The organism is Streptosporangium sp. NPDC003464 (assembly GCF_053588315.1).
The window spans coordinates 1-3018 of sequence record NZ_JBSFPS010000489.1; the positions used below are offsets into that span (position 1 = coordinate 1).

The 3018-nt window shown below is 69.7% G+C and carries 1 protein-coding gene; it reads right to left on the minus strand.

Annotated features, from left to right (window positions below; translation table 11 throughout):
* Positions 1-31: 31 nt before the first annotated feature.
* Complete coding sequence (ppdK, locus tag ACWDS7_RS47650) at positions 32-2677, minus strand: pyruvate, phosphate dikinase (RefSeq protein WP_451934697.1); 2646 nt, start codon at positions 2675-2677, stop codon at positions 32-34.
* Positions 2678-3018: the final 341 nt, after the last annotated feature.

Genomic DNA, 3018 nt, shown 5'->3' on the forward strand with positions numbered 1-3018 from the left:
CGCGGGGCGCCCGAGGACCGGGCGGGCGCTCCTAGCGGGTGCCGGAGTCCGCGGGGGCGGCCAGGGCCGCGCGTCCGGCCTCCAGCCGGGCGACCGGGATGCGGAACGGCGAGCAGGAGACGTAGTCCAGGCCCACCTCGTGGCAGAAGTGGACCGACTCGGGGTCGCCCCCGTGCTCACCGCAGATGCCCAGCTTGAGGTCGGGACGGGTGGCCCGGCCCTCCTCGGCGGCGATCCGCACGAGCCGGCCGACGCCGTCGCGGTCCAGGGACTCGAACGGGGAGACGCCGAAGACGCCCAGCTCCAGATACTTGGAGAAGAACGCGGCCTCGACGTCGTCCCGGGAGAAGCCCCAGGTCATCTGGGTCAGGTCGTTGGTGCCGAAGGAGAAGAACTCCGCGGCCTCGGCGATCTGCCCGGCGGTCAGCGCCGCGCGGGGCACCTCGATCATCGTGCCGACCAGCGCCTCGACGCCGACCTCGGCGAGGATCGCCCGCGCCTCGTCCTTGACGGTCTCCAGCTCCTGGACGGCGGCGACGAGCGGGATCATGATCTCCGCGCGGGCCCCCGGGACGGCCTTGGCCGCCTCGGCGATCGCCCGGACCTGCATCGCGAACAGGCCGGGGATGACCAGGCCGAGCCGTACGCCGCGCAGGCCGAGCATCGGGTTCTGCTCGTGCAGGCGCTTGACCGCGGCGAGCAGCCGGCGGTCCTTGTCGTCGGCCCCCTCACCGGCGAGGGCGACCTTGACCGCCAGCTCGGTGTAGTCGGGCAGGAACTCGTGCAGCGGCGGGTCGATCAGGCGGATCGTGACGGGCAGGCCCTCCATCGCCTGGAAGATCTCGGTGAAGTCCGCCTTCTGCAGCGGCTCCAGCGCGGCCAGCGCCCGCTCCCGCTCCTCGCCGGAGGTGGCCAGGACCAGGTCCTCGACGAGCTGACGGCGGTCGCCGAGGAACATGTGCTCGGTACGGCACAGCCCGATCCCCTGGGCGCCGAACCGGCGGGCGCGGGCGGCGTCCTCGGCGTTGTCGGCGTTGGCCCGCACCTCCAGCCGCCGGGCACCGTCGGCGTGGCTCATGATGCGGTGCACGGCCTGGACGAGCTCGTCGCCGGTGTCGCCGGTGCCCTCGAAGTACTCCACGACCGAGGAGGCGACCACGGGCACCTCGCCGAGGTAGACGGCGCCGCTGGAGCCGTCGATGGAGATGACGTCCCCCTCGGAGACCACGACGCCGCCGGGGGCGGTGAACCTGCGCTCCTTGGTGGAGACCTCCAGCTCCTCAGCGCCGCAGACGCAGGTCTTGCCCATGCCGCGGGCGACCACGGCCGCGTGCGAGGTCTTGCCGCCGCGGCTCGTCAGGACGCCCTGGGCGGCGATCATGCCGGACAGGTCGTCGGGGTTGGTCTCGTGGCGGACGAGGATGACGGCCTCGCCCTGGGCGGCGAGCTCGACGGCCCGCTCGGAGGAGAAGACCGCCTTGCCGACGGCCGCGCCCGGGGAGGCGTTCATGCCCGTTGTGATCTTCGTGGTCTCCGCGTCCTTGGCGAAGCGCGGGAACATCAGCTGGGCGAGCTGGGCCCCGGTGACCCGGGTCACGGCCTCGTCGAGGTCGATCAGCCCCTGGTCGGCGAGCTGTACGGCGATGCGGAAGGCGGCACCGGCGGTCCGCTTGCCCACCCGGGTCTGGAGCATCCAGAGCTTGCCGCGCTCGACCGTGAACTCGATGTCGCACAGGTCGCGGTAGTGGTTCTCCAGCTTCTCCATGATCTGCATGAGCTCGTCGTAGACGGACTTGTCGATGCCCTCCAGCTCCTGCAGCGACATGGTGTTGCGGATGCCGGCCACCACGTCCTCCCCCTGGGCGTTCTGCAGGTAGTCGCCGTAGACGCCCTGGTGCCCGCTGCCGGGGTCGCGGGTGAAGGCCACGCCGGTGCCGGAGTCCATGCCGCAGTTGCCGAAGACCATCGAGCAGACGTTGACCGCCGTGCCGAGATCGGCCGGGATGCGCTCCTGGCGGCGGTAGAGGACGGCGCGCGGGGCGTTCCAGGAGTCGAAGACCGCCTTGACGGCCATGCGCATCTGCTGGTGCGGGTCGGCGGGGAAGTCCCGTCCGGTCTGGGTGCGGATGATGTCCTTGTAGGTCTCGACGAGCCGCTGGAAGTCGGCCGCCGCCAGGTCCAGGTCGTCGCGGCCGTCCTTGATCTCCTCAAGGGCGTCGTCGAACAGCGCGGCGTCGATGTTCTGGACGGTCTTGCCGAACATCTGGATGAGACGCCGGTAGGAGTCCCAGGCGAAGCGCTCGTTGCCGCCGGACTGCTTGGCCAGGCCGTGCACGGACTGGTCGTTGAGCCCGATGTTGAGGACGGTCTCCATCATGCCGGGCATGGAGAACTTCGCCCCGGAGCGTACGCTCACCAGCAGGGGGTCGTCGGCCTGGCCCAGGCGGCGGCCCATCCGCTCCTCCAGCGCGGCCAGGTGCCGGGAGACCTCCTCCTCCAGGCCCGCGGGGAGCTCGCCGTCCGCCAGGAACCGGCGGCACGCGTCGGTGGTGATGGTGAAGCCGGGGGGCACCGGCAGCCCGAGATTGGTCATCTCAGCCAGGTTGGCACCCTTACCGCCGAGCAGATCCTTGAGATCTTTGTTGCCCTCGGTGAAGTCGTAAACGTACTTGGGCACGGTTGCTCCTTCTGCGACTTCAAATGACGTGTGGTTCCGCCTCACTTCGGACTCTACCGACGAATAAGATGATGAAACGTCACCCAAGGTGTTGAGGTGTATTCACGCACGTCAGACCCCATGGAGCGGTCTAATCCAATTCAAATCGGAGTCAAATCAACATCGATATCGGCCGCCCGGAGAATTGGTATAAACCAATTGGTGTAAACCAATTGTCTCAACATTCAAACACGTTCACCGCCGGTTCAGGCCCTGGGGTACGGGGCCGGGCCCGCCCGGGAAAAGCGACGGCCGGCGGGCCCCGCCGGGCCCCCCCCCCACACCCGGGGGGACGGAGCGGG